Origin of the sequence: Fictibacillus sp. 7GRE50 (assembly GCF_015903875.1) — a bacterium.
Lineage (GTDB): Bacteria > Bacillota > Bacilli > Bacillales > Fictibacillaceae > Fictibacillus > Fictibacillus phosphorivorans.
On sequence record NZ_JACZDW010000001.1, the window covers coordinates 45,398 to 61,169 of the forward strand.

The 15,772-nt window shown below is 39.2% G+C and carries 13 protein-coding genes and 1 other annotated feature; of the genes, 1 reads left to right on the plus strand and 12 read right to left on the minus strand.

The genetic code is table 11. The features are described 5' to 3' along the window. Positions 1-63: 63 nt before the first annotated feature. The 9 genes from mreD to IHV12_RS00270 all read right to left on the minus strand — a co-directional run bounded on the left by mreD (position 64) and on the right by IHV12_RS00270 (position 11,452). Positions 64-585 carry a rod shape-determining protein MreD gene (gene mreD, locus IHV12_RS00230; protein ID WP_197189525.1) on the minus strand — a complete coding sequence of 174 codons (522 nt, stop codon included), beginning with the start codon at positions 583-585 and terminating at the stop codon, positions 64-66. Continuing rightward, complete coding sequence (gene mreC, locus IHV12_RS00235) at positions 582-1,454, minus strand: rod shape-determining protein MreC (RefSeq protein ID WP_197189526.1); 873 nt, start codon at positions 1,452-1,454, stop codon at positions 582-584. Before mreC ends, mreD begins: the two co-directional genes overlap by 4 nt. 14 nt (positions 1,455-1,468) lie before the next feature. Continuing rightward, positions 1,469-2,506 carry a rod shape-determining protein gene (locus tag IHV12_RS00240; RefSeq protein ID WP_137788747.1) on the minus strand — a complete coding sequence of 346 codons (1,038 nt, stop codon included), beginning with the start codon at positions 2,504-2,506 and terminating at the stop codon, positions 1,469-1,471. 72 nt (positions 2,507-2,578) lie between these two features. Then, entirely contained in the window at positions 2,579-3,250 is a 672-nt protein-coding gene (gene radC, locus IHV12_RS00245) for a RadC family protein (RefSeq protein WP_197190322.1), read from the minus strand. Positions 3,251-3,282: 32 nt separating this feature from the next. Further along, positions 3,283-3,873 (minus strand): Maf family protein, encoded by a 591-nt coding sequence (locus tag IHV12_RS00250; RefSeq protein WP_197131319.1) that lies wholly within the window; start codon positions 3,871-3,873, stop codon positions 3,283-3,285. Between the two features lie 620 nt (positions 3,874-4,493). Beyond that, positions 4,494-5,489 (minus strand): hypothetical protein, encoded by a 996-nt coding sequence (locus tag IHV12_RS00255; protein WP_197189527.1) that lies wholly within the window; start codon positions 5,487-5,489, stop codon positions 4,494-4,496. Positions 5,490-5,599: 110 nt separating this feature from the next. Continuing rightward, complete coding sequence (locus tag IHV12_RS22535) at positions 5,600-7,321, minus strand: GGDEF domain-containing protein (RefSeq protein ID WP_197131323.1); 1,722 nt, start codon at positions 7,319-7,321, stop codon at positions 5,600-5,602. A gap of 108 nt (positions 7,322-7,429) precedes the next feature. After that, positions 7,430-8,728: a bifunctional folylpolyglutamate synthase/dihydrofolate synthase gene (locus IHV12_RS00265; RefSeq protein WP_231620601.1), complete on the minus strand. Its 1,299-nt coding sequence runs from the start codon at positions 8,726-8,728 to the stop codon at positions 7,430-7,432. A 75-nt stretch (positions 8,729-8,803) separates the two neighbouring features. After that, on the minus strand, positions 8,804-11,452 hold the full coding sequence (locus tag IHV12_RS00270; protein WP_197131333.1) for a valine--tRNA ligase: 2,649 nt from the start codon (positions 11,450-11,452) through the stop codon (positions 8,804-8,806). A gap of 47 nt (positions 11,453-11,499) precedes the next feature. Then, positions 11,500-11,722 (minus strand) — a binding site (T-box leader). Between the two features lie 168 nt (positions 11,723-11,890). Here IHV12_RS00270 and IHV12_RS00275 point away from each other — a divergent pair. Then, positions 11,891-12,085: a hypothetical protein gene (locus IHV12_RS00275; RefSeq protein WP_066396554.1), complete on the plus strand. Its 195-nt coding sequence runs from the start codon at positions 11,891-11,893 to the stop codon at positions 12,083-12,085. A 28-nt stretch (positions 12,086-12,113) separates the two neighbouring features. On the opposite strand, the gene ysxE is transcribed toward IHV12_RS00275, so the two are convergent. Genes ysxE through IHV12_RS00290 form a run of 3 tightly spaced genes read right to left on the minus strand, consistent with a single transcriptional unit; the run spans position 12,114 to position 15,714 of the window. Continuing rightward, entirely contained in the window at positions 12,114-13,187 is a 1,074-nt protein-coding gene (gene ysxE, locus IHV12_RS00280) for a spore coat protein YsxE (protein WP_197131335.1), read from the minus strand. Further along, positions 13,184-14,101 (minus strand): hypothetical protein, encoded by a 918-nt coding sequence (locus tag IHV12_RS00285; protein WP_197189528.1) that lies wholly within the window; start codon positions 14,099-14,101, stop codon positions 13,184-13,186. The genes ysxE and IHV12_RS00285 overlap by 4 nt, the downstream gene beginning before the upstream one ends. A gap of 14 nt (positions 14,102-14,115) precedes the next feature. Continuing rightward, a complete protein-coding gene (locus IHV12_RS00290; RefSeq protein ID WP_197189529.1) occupies positions 14,116-15,714 on the minus strand; it encodes a LysM peptidoglycan-binding domain-containing protein in 1,599 nt (532 codons plus the stop codon). Positions 15,715-15,772 lie beyond the last annotated feature (58 nt).

The following is a 15,772-nucleotide window of genomic DNA, read 5'->3' on the forward strand; positions in this document are numbered from 1 at the left end:
TGCCATTGTTCACCTCAACGTACTAACATTCGACAGCTAGGTCTAAATTCCTCTTTGCAAAAGTTAGTTTTCTTTTAGAGTATCCTTTATTTGGTTCAACTGCTTTACAAACGGAAAATAAATGAGTATCGCAAAGAAACCGTTTAAGATGAGGGTAGGCAACAATCTTTTATACAGGAATACATCTAACATCTGAGTACTGATTCCTATAAGACTGTTCAAACCGTATACAAAAAACTCTAATATGGAAACCCCTACTACGGACAGAAGTAAAGTCACGATCAAGTTTCCAAATAAATACCTTGAAAAGATTGATGTAATATAGGCAGTAGCTGCCATAGAGAACAAATAAACACCAATGATGTCTGTATAGAGAAGATCAGTGAGCAAACCAAAAGCAAGTCCGTATAAAAGCCCGTATGTGGTGTTTACATACATGGCAACAAATAAAATTAATACCATTGAAAAACGGGGGACCAGCTGCCAATCCATACTATTATCATGAGGCAAGAAAGCTTGTACTAATGAACTCTCACTAATAAAAGCTAGATAGATAAGAAAAGGAAGAAAGACTTTTTTCATCATTCTTCCTCCTTTTCTCTTAAACTTTCATCCACTGCAGGCATTTCTCGTTCAAGTACCATCACATGATCAATATCATAAAGATCAGCTGAAGGTTTTAAATAAGCAGTTTGTGTCAATCCCACTTCATCTGGTTCAATATCAATTACTTCTCCGATGAGCAGGTTAGGCGGAAAGACATCTCCTAGACCAGAGGTGATCACCTTTTGGCCTTTCTTAATCTTTGCATCTACCGGAATCTTCTTAAACACCAAAGCTTGTTTTTTTGCATCATAACCTTCGATCGTTCCAAAGATGTTCTTCTCACCTTGAACGATAGCAGAGAAACGATTCGTACGATCATTGTCACTGATCAACTGAACGGTTGACTGAAACAAGGAAACATTCGTGACTTTCCCAATAAATCCTTGTGGTGAAATGACTGCCATCTTCGGTTTGATACCATCTTTTTCCCCTTTGTTGATGTAGATAAATTGATTCCACTGATCAGGGGAGCGTCCGATCACAGTACCTTCTCTCACTTTAAAATCGGTAAGATCTTCTTCTTTGTCTAATTGCGCTTTGAGTGTTTCGTTTGTTTTTTTAACTTCCTCATACTGTACATAAAGTTTTGCGTACTCATCTAACCTAGCTTTTAACATTTGATTCTCTTTGTAGAGCTGCTTCATTTCAGCTAAATTCTCAAAGAAACCCGCTAGTGTATTAGCGGGTTTATAGAAAATCGTTTGTGTTAGTCCTGCAGAATCTTTTAAAAACTGTTCAGGTAAGGTTAGGCTTTCCCTTTTTTTCATCGAAAAACCAATCAGAGCTACTAGAATGATAATGCTGACTAGCAGAATGATAAGGCGTTTGTTCGAAAAAAATTGTGGCATGAAAATACACCTACTTACTTGGATTTAGATCTAGAAGTTATACCAGCCTTGGATTTAAAGAGGTGCAGGTTTTCAAGCGCACGGCCAGTTCCAACTGCTACACAATCCAACGCGTTCTCAGCCACAATAACAGGCATCTTCGTCTCTTCACTGATTACTTTATCCAAGTTTCGTAATAAAGCACCGCCACCAGTTAAAACAATACCACGATCCATAATGTCAGCAGCAAGTTCTGGTGGTGTTTTTTCAAGAGTTACTTTAACGGCATCCATAATGCTATTAACAGTATCACGCAACGCACTGGAAACTTCTTCCGCCGTAATCGTAATCGTTTTTGGAAGACCTGTCAACAAATCTCTACCACGGATATCCATATCTTCAATTCCATCCGGCGCACCAGCTGAACCGACTTCTAGCTTAAGAGTTTCAGCCGTTCTTTCACCGATCATAAGATTATAAGTCTTCTTAATATAAGCAATGATCGCATCGTCCATCTCATCACCAGCAATACGAATTGACTGGCTTGTAACGATACCACCTAAAGAGATGATCGCAACTTCAGTCGTTCCTCCACCGATATCAACGACCATGCTACCTGTTGGTTCCCATACAGGAAGATCAGCACCGATTGCAGCTGCAAAAGGTTCTTCGATCGTGTAAGCTTCACGAGCTCCCGCTTGTTTAGTCGCATCTTCAACCGCACGCTTTTCCACTGCAGTAATTCCTGATGGTACACATACCATGACATAAGGTTTACGTGCAAAAACAGAACGGTTTTTTTGGGCTTGCTGAATAAAGTATTTCATCATTGTAGCTGTTGTTTCAAAATCAGCAATAACTCCATCTTTCATAGGTCGTACGGCAACGATATTACCAGGAGTACGTCCAATCATATTCTTAGCAGCATTACCTACCGCTTCAATTGAACCTGTGTCAGTACGCAAAGCAACAACGGAAGGTTCACGCACAACAACACCCTTGCCCTTCACGTAAACAAGTGTGTTTGCAGTTCCTAAATCAATTCCTAAATCTCTTGAAAATCCACCAAACATTTATGTAGACTCCTTTCATCAAGCAAAACTCATAAGTTTGATTATACGCTAAAAAAGAAACAAAAGACAATGTTAAACATATCCTTTTTCTTTTAAACTTACGTATCTTTGATCACCTATTATGATGTGATCCAACACTTCAATTCCTAACATTTTTCCGCATTCTACTAATCTTTTTGTCACTTCAATATCTTCCCTGCTCGGAGCAGGGTCACCACTCGGATGATTATGAAAACAGATGATTGAAGCACTTGAGCGTTTGAAGCCTTCTTTAAATACTTCTCGCGGATGTACGATAGACGTATTTAGACTTCCGATAAAAACCGTTTTTTTATAAAGCACTTGATTTTTTGTATTTAAATATAAACAAACGAAGTGTTCTTGCTGTAAAAAACGCAGCTCGTCCATCAGATACCTAGCTCCATCTTCAGGTGAACGTATCGTGTACCTTTCTTCAAACTGAAGACGGCTGATCCGTTTACCGATTTCTATGGCAGCCATCAGTTCCACTGCTTTTGCTGATCCTATACCATTGATCTCTTTCAGTTCACCAATTGTTGCTTCTTTAAGATGCATTAATCCTTCAAATTGCTGAATGATATGATGGGCAAGCTGGATAGCTGACATTTGCTTCGTACCCGTTCTTAAAAGAATAGCTAACAATTCATAGTTAGAGAGCGCTTCAGGACCATCATTTAAAAGTCTTTCTCGCGGCCTCTCCTGTAATGGGTAATCTTTTATCATAAGCGGCTTCGTTACCACTTACGTCCCCCCTATTATTCAGTCTTCGTGACTGACTCGGTGAAAGAAAACCCGAAATCTTTTAGTGATCGAACCACCTTAGAGATCGGTAATCCTACAACATTGAAGTAATCGCCTTCGATTTTCTCAACTAATAGCGATCCTGATCCTTGGATTCCATAACTGCCAGCTTTATCAAAAGGTTCACCAGTGTTTAAGTACCAATCAATTGTATTTTCATCTAAAGTGTAGAAAGTAACACTTGTCTTAACAGAGAAAATCACTTTTTTTGTTTGATCTATTAAACAGACCCCCGTGTAAACTTCATGTGTTTGACCTGAGAGCATCCTTAACATTTCGGCAGCTTCAATTCGATTCTTAGGTTTGCCAAGACGATTATTTTGATAAGATACGATTGTATCTGCACCTAAGATCACACACTCTGGTTTTTGAGTAAAAATGTCTGCAGCTTTCTGCTCAGCAAGTGATTCTACCAATCGACTTGGAGTAAGGGAATGATCCATTTTTTCTTCAAGTGTACTTGGATACGTTTCAAATGGAAGAAGCGTTAATGACAGAAGTTCATATCTTCGAGGTGAAGCAGAGGCTAATATGAGGCGTTTCATGTAATCACCTTTCATCTAATTCTTTGATGTATAGTTTCGTATAGATTTACAATAGCAAACTTGTAAAAATTAGACAAATCACGCCGAAAAACATACTTCTATTAGTTTTTCGGTTCTTTACTGCATTTTATGAGGGCAAATGATTAAATTCATTGACGAATTCCGACAAAATTCTTAAAAACCTATCAATCAAGATTTTGTTTTACGCTTTCACAATCAATCTTTATGGAAACTAAAAAAGTATGACTCAACAATCGAGCCATACCTTAAATTCCTTTAGTTTCTTCATTTCTAAGAATGTTACTTTTCTTTTAATGCAAGTTGATCAGAGTGGAGGGTTGCCGACTCCTATGGGACGAGCGGTCGATCCTAAAAGTAGAAGTGGCTTGTTAAGGCCCGACAAGCAAAAGTTGAATGGGCTATGAAGGAGCACTTTGCTCATCACAGACCGTATAACCTTTGTCCTCGAGGGGCTAGCCACTGCATCTAGACAGGTGAGTCCCTTAATGACGCAAAGCGGCGAGGCGCTCACCTGTCTCCTCATGGAAAGCGATCAACCCGGAGCTTAAATCAACTACTTTCAAAGAGCAATGAATAAGCAAACAGGCTATTTATTTTAATTATTTTAATGTTGCAAGCAGCTTCGTATAAGACTGTAAGCTATCCATTACTTTTTGCTGAAAAGCCCAGTTCAGTTCTCCTTTTTTCGAATCCTTTAAGGCTAGAAAGGCACCTTCAAGCTGCTTTTCAAAATCTGAAGCTGCTTTCGTTGTACTTTCACTCCACTTGCCCTTCTGCCCTTTTCCATACTCTTTCCACTTGTTAAAATCGCTCAGTGTCCGATCAAGACCTGATCCACTTATGTCTGGCATCTGAGAAAGGGTAAGCGTATTTTGAAGTAGAATCTGACCATTCGTAAAATAGGTTTCATCTAGCTTTGATGGTGTTTTTAATTGATCAAAAGAAAAAGAGAGCGATTTAAAAAGTGGCTTATCCATTTCTTTTTGATAAGCTTCATTAAATTTATCTAATTGATGCTTCTCATTTCCAATGCCTACGATAACAGAATACTTTTCTTCTTCAGCTTTAAAAACAACTGCTGAAAAGCCTTTATCTTCTATGGTTTTAACAGCTCCTTCAGCTCGATCTTTTGATGAGAAGACACCCGCTTGAAGTGCTGAAAAATCTAATTTGATCGGCCTGATCGTTACGGATTTACCAGAGTCAGCTACTTTTTCTGTAGCAACTGTTGATGCTTCTGTCACTTTATCTCCAGCTTCCGTGATATCGGAGGAGAATACCGTTAAGACTAATACTCCTAAAATTGTTCCTGTAACGATAGCTCCTATAATCGCTGCAACAATTTGCTTAGGAAAGCCTTTCCCATTATTCGGAACAAGGAAGCTTGTCCTCTTGTTCAACACATGTCCGTTCTTTCTTTTAAAGAAGTTTTCACGTTTCTTAAGAGAAGTTGCCAGAATCGTATATCCGCCTCTGTTCACTTCCTCGATGGCAGCAGCAACCTCATTATGAGCGGGCTGCTCTTTAACAGATGTTTGATCTTCACTATAGTTCTTTTCTTTACCATTGATCAAGATGGATATCTCTTGTTTCATATCATCCGCTCCTCTCTATCATCTACTAAAACATATGCTATTTTTGTTTTAATAGAACAAGAAAAAGATAGGAACACAAAAAAAATCCAGGCGTGAAACTGCCTAGATTTTTATCCGATATAAGCGGCGACTTTATTTCTTCCTTGTTGTTTTGCACCTGTATACATGGCACGATCTGCGTTTCGTACTAATGTAAGTGCATCTTCTCCTTGATGAGGAGCAGTTGCAACCCCGATACTTGCAGTTATGTAGATCGTATGTCTGCATTGGTCGGTGAGGTCATTATGTATATCAAATCCTTGATCAGAAATTACAGAACGAAGCTGTTCAGCTAATTGGATACCCGCTCTATCCCCTGATTCAGGTAGCAAGATAATAAACTCCTCTCCACCATACCTGGCAACTGTTCCTCGATCACCAATAAACTCTTCTAGTCTTCTAGCTAAGAGGATCAATACTTCATTTCCACTTTGATGACCGTATGTATCATTTACTTTTTTGAAGTGATCAATATCTAATAAGATGATTGAGAACTGCTTCCTAAAATACTCATAATTTTGGTACATTTCGGTAAGAATGCTCTCAAAATATCGATAATTATATAAACCTGTTAAAGGACATTGTTCACTTTTTAACTTTGTGGATTCGTAGTTTCTTGCGTTATCGATCGCTACTGCCAAGTAGTTTGCTAAGATTTCAAGGATGATGAGGTGATGCTTCTGAAAAGCGTGTTTTTCTTTCGATGCAAAGGTAATGATACCTACGATTTTTTGATTTCTGATCATAGGCACCGAGAGTACAGACTGTGCTTTTCCTTGAAAGAAAACGTTCGATATCTTACGCCATGGCTTCAATTTGCTATAACGTATACTTTTTCCTGTCGACCATACTCTACCACTAATAGCTTCATGTTTTTTGATAGGTACTGTGGTGAGTATGCCTTCTTCACTTTCATATTGGCGTATGATCTTAAGATTTTCTCCCGCATCCGCATCATATATAAACGCAAAATCAACATTCATAAAACCGATCAGTCTTTCTATAAAAACATCCAATATGTGATTTACCTTTAAATGTTCAGAAAGCTGCTGGCCGATCTCACTCGCTTTTTGAAGAGCATCGTTAATCTGTTGACTAACATGATAGAGATTAATAATGATAGATAATGAAAGAAATGGTAGGCCAACATAAAAGATTCCAGGACGCCCTAGCTGAGAGTATAGAACAAATAGCATGAGGCCAACAGGAATAGCTAGAACCTCCGAAACGAGGTCCCATACAGCATCACGCTCAAAAAAAGCAACGTCTTCTTCGTATAGTACTTTTACGATAAAGTAAAGACCAACATGATTTAAAACCAACCCCGTTAAAACATATGCGACTACAGGAATCAAATTAATAGATTCATCAACTGCAAACGGTCCCACTTCACCTCCAAAGAGATGAAATACCGAGCTCTCACAGATAATTAGCCATGTAAACATAAGGCTGTTCGCCATATATCTATAATACTCTTTTATGACATGAACCTTTAGAGAGATAAACATGGCTAAAACAGATAATAGCGTCATATATAACGCAACAGTCAGCCCATAATAAAGAAATACGGCTAGGTTGATTCCAGACATGAAGGAGATGTTCGTATTCATCACTTTGATCGGGAAACAAGAAACAACGATCGCTAAAAAGCTTATAATACCAAGGTCGATTACATTGATATCAGGCTGGTTACTCGTCATCTGAACAGCCGTCCAAATAGCGAGTGGGAAAAAGAAAATCCATGCCGCTATAAGAATCATACGTTTTTTTCTATTTACCATACGAGTCGCCACCACCTTGTCCCCCTTCCAAATAAGGATTGTTTAAAATACACAACTTTTTTACTAGGACAAATTCATTATCTTTTATTTTATCAAAAGTTCTAAAAATTACAATAAATGTTATTCCAAATTTGTAAATGTTTTTCTAATTTCTGAAATAAAGTAGAGCGATCCAGTAATTATGAGAATATCATCTTCCTCTAATTGGTCTTTTACATGTTGCAATGCCTCTCTCCAAGAAGAGATGCTATATGAATTTTCCAGAGGGCTTTCTGCCAACAATTGTTCCGCAGATGCTGCTCTTGGAAAATCAAAGGATGTAAAACACGCTTCGTACACGACACTTACCAAGTCTTGCATCATCGTTGCATACGCCTTATCTTCCAAAGCCGCAAACAAAAGAAAGATTCGCTTAGATCCATAATGATTGATCAGTGTTTGTTTAAGTGCTGCAACACCTTGTTGGTTATGAGCCCCATCAATTATTATATCGGGTGAATGTGATACTTTTTCAAATCTTCCAGCCCAAATTGCTTCGCGAAGTCCATCCATTAACGTAGAGAGCGAAATATTAAACTTGCCAGACCTTGTTAAATGCTTAACAGCTGCCACTGCTAATCCAGCATTTTTAATTTGGTGCGTTCCCATCATAGAAATCTCAAGTTCTATACCTCTATGAACTTCAGAATCTGTATAGAGAAATCTTTCACCACTATTTGTACTTTCTACGTGTACAACAGAAAAATCACGATCAAGATAATAGTTCTCTGCATTCATTTCCTTCGCTTTACGATCGATCACTTCACGTGCTTCAGATTGATCTGCTGTTGTAATGATAGGTACACCACGCTTGATGATCCCAGCCTTTTGAAAGGCAATCTCTTTTAGCGTTTCACCGAGTATGCCCATATGATCAAAGCCTATGTTTGTAATGAGGCTTAAGATCGGTGTTATTACGTTAGTAGAATCGTAAAGACCCCCAAGCCCTGTTTCATATACAACAATATCAGGCTGTTTATCAGCGAAGTAAAGAAGTGAGATTACGGTGATCACTTCAAACTCGGTAGGACTTCCTAGATTGGTTAAAGAAACTTCTTCAACAAGAGGCTTTACGATTCTTGTATAATGAAGCAGTTCTTCGTCTGCAATAGGTACCCTGTTCAATGATACCCTCTCATTGAAAGAAATGAGATAAGGAGATGTGAACGTACCTACAGAATAACCCGCTTTATTCATGATGCTTCTTATATATTCTACAGTTGACCCCTTACCATTCGTGCCTGCAATATGTATACACGTTATCTTCTTTTCGGGGTTGCCTGTTCGTTCTAAGAGCCATTCCACTCGTTTCAGACCGGGTTTTATACCAAATTTCAATAAGCTATGAATCCACTCTAGTGCTTCCTTGTAAGAATTCAAGTTAATTCCGCCTTTCTAACCATAAAGAAGGCGAATCCCTGCTGAAATAAGGATTCGCCTCATATAGATGATGTGTTAGCTTTGAAGTTCTTTAATACGCGCTAATACGTTATCATATTTCTCTTGATAATCCGCTTCTTTTGCACGCTCTTCTTCTATAACCTTTTCAGGTGCTTTCTTCATAAAGCCTTCATTGCTTAATTTTTTCTGTACGCGCTCTACTTCTTTCGCGTATTTCTCAGCTTCTTTTTCAAGTCTCTTAATTTCTTCATCGATATTTAACAACCCTTCAAGTGGAAGGTACATTTCTAAACCTGTTAAAATCGTGCTCATGCTCTTCTCAGGTGCTGAGATCTCATCTGAGATGATAAGTTCGCCTGGGTTACAGAAACGCACTAAATAATGACGATTTGATTCGAGTGCTGAAAGGATCTCTTTATTCTTTGGTTTAATCTGTAGTTCAACTGGCTTACTCGGAGCAACGTTCATTTCAGAACGGATGTTACGAACTGAACGGATCACTTCTGTAATCAGCGCAAATTCTTTTGCTGCTTCAGGGAAATGAAGATCTTCACGCTTTTCTGGCCAAGAAGCAATAGTGATCGATTCACCTTTATGAGGCAAGTGCTGCCAGATTTCTTCTGTAATAAATGGCATGAAAGGATGAAGCAATCTTAGCGTTTGGTCTAACACATGTGCTAGAACAGAACGAGTCGTTTTCTTCGCTTCTTCATCTTCCCCATAGAGTGGAAGTTTTGCCATTTCGATATACCAGTCACAAAGATCATCCCAGATAAAGTTATAAAGCAGGCGTCCCACTTCTCCAAATTCGTATGCATCGATCAAACGTGTGATATCTTCTGCCGTTTCATTCAATCGCGTTAAAATCCATTGATCAGCTAGTGATTTCTTTCCACTTAGATCAATCTCGTCGTATTGCATACCATCCATATTCATCAATGCAAAACGAGATGCGTTCCAGATCTTGTTAGCAAAGTTCCAAGTAGACTCTACTTTTTCCCAATAAAAACGAAGGTCGTTTCCTGGTGAACTTCCTGTTGATAAGAAGAAACGCAAAGCATCAGCGCCATACTTCTCGATCACATCCATCGGGTCAACACCGTTACCGAGTGATTTACTCATCTTTCTTCCTTCGGAGTCACGTACGAGCCCGTGAATCAGCACATCGTTAAACGGCTTTTGTTCCGTAAATTCAATCGATTGGAAGACCATTCTTGAAACCCAGAACGTAATGATATCGTAACCTGTTACGAGTACATTTCCTGGGAAGTAACGCTTGTAATCAGCAGCTTCTTCGTCTGGCCATCCCATCGTTGAGAACGGCCAAAGAGCAGATGAGAACCATGTGTCAAGAACATCTGTATCCTGCTCCCAATTTTCGGGATCTTTCGGCTCCGTTTTACCAACATAGATCTCTCCCGTTTCTTTATGGAACCATGCCGGGATTCTGTGACCCCACCAAAGTTGACGCGAGATACACCAATCACGAATGTTTTCTATCCAACGCATATACGTATTCTCGAAGCGATCAGGAACAAAGTTTATTTTATCTTCACCTTTTTGAAGCTTGATCGCTTCGTCTGCTAAAGGCTGCATCTTAACAAACCATTGTGTTGAAAGATATGGTTCAACAACCGCTCCACTTCGCTCAGAGTGTCCAACAGAATGAATATGCTCTTCAATCTTGAACAATACACCTTGCTCTTGAAGATCTTTAACGATCTGCTTTCGACACTCAAATCGGTCGAGTCCTTGGTAAGCACCAGCATTGTCATTCATCTGACCGCCTTCATCCATTACAAGGATACGCTCAAGGTTGTGTCTGTTCCCGATCTCAAAGTCATTTGGATCATGAGCAGGTGTGATTTTTACAGCTCCTGAACCAAATTCCATATCAACATAATCATCTCCAACAATCTCGATCTCACGTCCAACGATTGGGAGGATAGCTTTTTTGCCGATTAGGTGTTGATAACGTTCATCTTTCGGATGAACAGCGATTGCTGTATCACCAAGCATCGTCTCAGGGCGAGTAGTTGCTACTTCGATATGTCCAGATCCATCAGCTAGTGGATACTTCATATGATAGAACGCACCTTGAACATCTTGGTGGATAACTTCAATATCAGAAAGAGCTGTTTTCGTCTTTGGATCCCAGTTAATGATATATTCACCACGGTAGATCAAGCCTTTTTCATAAAGGGTAACAAAAACTTCTTTAACTGCATCAGACAAACCCTCATCTAATGTAAAGCGTTCACGGGAATAATCTAGGCCGAGCCCTAATTTTGCCCATTGATTACGAATAAACTCTGCATACTCTTCTTTCCATTCCCACGACTTCTCTAAAAACTTTTCACGGCCTAAATCGTATCGAGAAATCCCCTCTTCACGAAGCTTTCCTTCTACTTTTGCTTGGGTTGCAATACCAGCATGATCCATCCCAGGCAGCCATAGAACATCGTATCCTTGCATACGTTTTGTACGTGTTAAGATGTCTTGAAGCGTTGTGTCCCATGCATGCCCGAGGTGTAGTTTGCCTGTAACGTTAGGAGGTGGGATTACGATCGTATACGGCTGTTTACCCTCTTCGCTCTTTGCTTCAAAAAATTTACCTTTCAACCAAAAATCATAACGATTTTCTTCAGTTGCCTTCGGATCATATTTCGTTGGCATCGTCAGTTCTTTCTGTTCGTTCGTCATTCTATTCTCCTCCTTTATTTCTAAAAAAACAAAAAAGCCCTTTCGTCAAAAAGGACGAAAGGACTCCGCGGTACCACCTTTATTTACGGCAAGTCTAAATAAACTTGCTGTACACTCATGAATAACGGATGGACCGTCTTCTCCTACTTCGAGTTTCAGAGAAGATGCTCAAGGGCGACTTCCAACTAACATTCCTTAAGGATTCTTTCAGCAGATGAATCCTCTCTCTAAAAGGTGTTATGTTGTACTATTCCCTGTCTACGCGACAATATAGAATCTGAGTATATTTTATACAACTTATCTGTTTTTAGTCAATAGTATTACCGTAACTTATAAAAGTTATTCTATGCCTTTGATCGCCCTTTGGTGAAAGCCTGTCTTTCACATTAATTATATTGTTGCATAAATTATAAAAAATGGGCGAATGGAGGGCTTCTTTTGTCTAGAAAGTATTTTCGAAAAACACGTTTTCCTGGGTGGTTTGTCACACTCAAACAAACAATCGGACAATTGACTGCGCCACTTATTGTCTTTCAGCTTTTAAGGACGATACTATTTCCATCTGCTGTTGATTTTATCATCCTTTTAACCTTAGTGATCCTCCATGTGTGTTTCGCTTATGATGTTCTTTAAAAAAACAAAAAAAGATCACATATAGTCGTTATATGTGATCTCCTTCATCATTTATGTGAATTTTTGTTGGAATAGAATCTGTTTGCTCTAAAGGTGCAGGTGGGGGAGCCATCATAATCGCATCACAGAAATCCCGGATTTTTTTCATGGCTCTTATTCTGCTCTCAAGCCTATGCACCATTTCAATTTGAGAATAATCGTTCCGTTTCATGCAATAAAGATCCACTGCATTAAAAACAGGTTCAGGATAAGATAAATAACTAATTAATAATCCTCTTTCTTCGTTTAGCAAAGGTACGTGTTTTTCATAAAGGTCTAATAATGATTTTCCTTCTTCTGCAGACCATTCCTTTTGATGAGCTGCTCTTCTAAAATAAACGGCTAAGTCTCTGATTGGTGTATCCAGAACGGCCTTTTCAAAATTGAGTAGATGGCCTTCACCTGTTGGGTTAAAGATCAAGTGATTCCTTGAAACCTTACCGTGACAAAGTACGCTCCGGTAGCGTTTTTCTCTTTGACACGTTTCATACCATTCTTTCAATCTTCTTTTCGCTTCTTCTGTCATTCTCATGATCTGATGAAAGTGACTAAGGTATGTTAGTTCAAAGGGAGACATATACGTTTTCTGTTCTGCTTCTTCCGTAAATCTCTCCATTTCATATTGCCGATTTTCCCATCTGTTCATGAGATACTGATACGAATGTTCTACCACTTCATTTGAAAAGTCTTGCTCCTTCAGTGTTAACGCATGAATCTTTCCTAAGTGATCGATAAGAACTTCATCTTTCGCTCTCTCATTTCTTTCATCAGACGCAAACCATGGCATTAAATAATACGTTCTTGATCCTAATTGAACCGTATAATCACCAAACTTTGTAGGATACAGAGGAACGACCTGATGAAAACCTATCTCAGAAAGACGTTGGATCACATGCGTAAACCAGCTTCTTTCATCCTCTGACATCTCTGCTTCTTTCAGTGCAAATGTACCCCTTTTCGTTATGACCTTCTTAACTCTCCCATGCTGCTCTAACTTCTCGGGAAATAGATCATAATGAAAAAGGACGGGCCCGTAATTTAATGTATCTTTTTCCGTTGTCATAGGGCCACCTTCCTTCTTTTTTCATCAAACCATTCGGTTACTGTTTTGACCAATGTTCGATTTTTTTTCCAGCAATCTTCATATCTTTTCAAGCCATCTATCATTCTTTCTAAGGAGCTGTTATCTAATTGATCTAAGCAATCATACAGTTCCCAAGGCATAACGACCTCAGCTAAAAGTAACAACCCATGCTCTTGTTCCAAAGAAAAATGCTTATTCACCTCCGTTAACAGCCGTTTTAAAGAAGAAGGTGAGGTTTGTTCCAGCCACTCTACCATAAACTTACGAAGTGGCAGATACCCTTTTACTGGTAAAGATTCACCCCCCTGATAAAATAAGAAGTGAAAGATTTTCTTCCCATTTTTTACGCTTAGCTCTTTATCAAGAACAGGTAATGCATGATTTCTCATTCTATTTTTTATAGCACGAGAAAATTCCAATCTTTGCTTACTCTCTTTTATACTCGTAACCATACATTGAAAGTTAGCTTCTAAATACTTTTGAGCAAGCGTCATACAATGATTCAAATCAAAGACAGGAGGTTCGATTTGTTTCATGAACACCTCTTGATTTTTCACAGACACTGCCGCATTTAGTAATGTGCCGATGAACTGTCCCCAACGTTCAACATCTTCACATCCATACAATGTTTCTGTATGATCATGAACAGTTAGCCACCTGTTTCCATATTTTATGGCAGGTTCACCCGATTTAGTACGAATCATACGATCTGGCACAGCGCCTGAGCCCTTAGAGGACTCATCGCGCCAACTTATGTGCCATCTCATACTCTCGCTCTCACTCCAATAACGGATACGCTTCTCTCCATAATCAGTCAGGATGATATGAGGTTTCTCTTTCCATCGCATCCCATAAAGTTCATATTCCTTTTCTAAGGCGTTGATCAGCTCCATAATAGCACCTCGACCTAACGTGAACTTACTGGGATATATATGATCTGTCCTTCGGTTACTTCCCCTTGCTGCAGTTGGTTCATACGCATGAGAGTGTTCAATGAAATATCATATCTCTCACAAATGTGTTCTAGTGAATCTCCACGCTGAAGAATGTACATTTTCATTTTAGAAAAACGGTCTTCTTTAGCAGAAAGCATCTTCGTTAAATAAAGAGCGTTCTCGTCTCTAGGCTCTTCACGTTCTTTATGCATTTCCATAGACTCTGCTTCTGACTCATATTCATCGTAACTCGTATCGTAGGATTCATAAGCTGCTTCCTGTTCTTCTGCTCCGTTGTAACTTGCATTCTCGTATTCTTGTTCAGCTTCATAAGATTGTTCACCATACTCGTATGAAGGACGCTGTGAAGCATTCTGCTGATATTGATAATTTCCGTATTGATTGGATTGCTGTTGATAAGCATCATACTGTTGATACGTTTCTTGCTGCTGGTAAGCATCATGTTGTTGATTTGTTTCTTCTTGCTGGTAAGCCTCTTCCTGCTGCTGATACCCACCTTGATTTTGGTACGAAGCTTGTTGCTGATATTCTTCCTGCTGCTGATATGGGTTGTATGAATAAGGTCTGTTCGCATCTTGTTGGTAAGATTGCTCATATTGAGGATGGTTTGTTTGGGTGCTAGCTTCATCTTCTTGATATGAAGCATCATAGCTCTCATAGTCACCTTCTACGTGATCATAGGCATCTGAGTTATTATTTTCTTCCATCTCCTCTACCTCTCCATAAAGCTGTGAATTCTCTTCATCAGAATCCGCCAGTTCATCCATAGATGCAGCATCATTGTTTCTTGTATCGTTCATCGAGAACGCAATAGCTTTTAACGAATCGAATGTAGCTTCCATCGTCCGATCATCTTGTGCTTCAAAATGCGGTTTAAATTCAAACGGTGTTGTCTTTTCAGCACGAACGTCAGCTTCGTTCTCATCAAACCTAGCTGCAAATTCATTAAGGTGTGAAGATTGTGAAGGTACTCCGCCACTTTGACGTGCTTCAAACTGAAAAGGAGTAAAAATATCTTGTTTTTCTTCTTTTTGTACAGACCTTTCTTCTGCGGCACTCGTTCTAACCGCTTCTTTCGGAAGATCGTATGATTGACTTTCCTGACGCTGTTTCTCATCTTTAATCCCGTAAATACAGATCGATGCCGAAAGTTCAAAGCATGTAGAGTTCGGAAGTTCATATTCAAACGATTCGACTTCCACTTTTACCTCATTAGAATCCTCTACACGATAAGATGGGATGGTAATATCGACTGGAAAACGATGCACAAGATCTGTCATCCCATCTTCTGCAACGTTCAGTTGTGTAAGAGAGCGGTAAGACATACTCTCAGAGAGCGTATTATGATCTGATACTCCCTCAGTCTGTTCTTGTTTCTCTGACCGGTATCTGCCATTTAAAATTAGGGCTCCCTTGATATAAACCTGTCCGGCTTCCTCTGTAATACGAATCTCAGGATCTAGTGACATCGACAAAACTTCAGCTACTTCCTGTCCCTTCTTTAGCCAAACAGACTCCTCAATGGAGAAACGCAGCTTCGATTGACTCATGCCCTTCTCCTCCTTTCAGGTTGCATATAGTTATACAATATAGGTGTATGAGGGAACA